Here is a 259-nt window from a genome sequence, read left to right on the forward strand (position 1 = left end):
TTATGGCTTCGTTGATCTTGAGTGCTGTAATGCCCAAGCTTCTAGATGGAAGTTGGCCATGTGGATTTGTCGCTGTTGATATTATGAGAGATGTTGTATTTCTCGAGGATGTCTTCATCATGGCCAGGCAAGCCCGCAGCATCCCATGCTGAGTGGTGCACCGCTACCCAGTCCCGGAATTTGGAAAGGTCGTGCGGGATATCATTATTTCCGACGTCAGCCTCTTCATCGTCGTCTGATAACTCAAGGAAGAATCTCT

The 259-nt window shown here is 48.3% G+C and carries 1 protein-coding gene; it reads right to left on the minus strand.

All coding sequences use genetic code 11. The features are described from left to right. Positions 1-41: 41 nt before the first annotated feature. Positions 42-259, minus strand: a 218-nt coding sequence (locus KVT37_RS32365; RefSeq protein WP_217579047.1) for a hypothetical protein, incomplete at its 5' end; no start/stop codon positions are given.

It is taken from the genome of Mesorhizobium sp. GbtcB19 (assembly GCF_019091085.1).
In the GTDB taxonomy this organism is placed as follows: Bacteria; Pseudomonadota; Alphaproteobacteria; order Rhizobiales; family Rhizobiaceae; genus Mesorhizobium.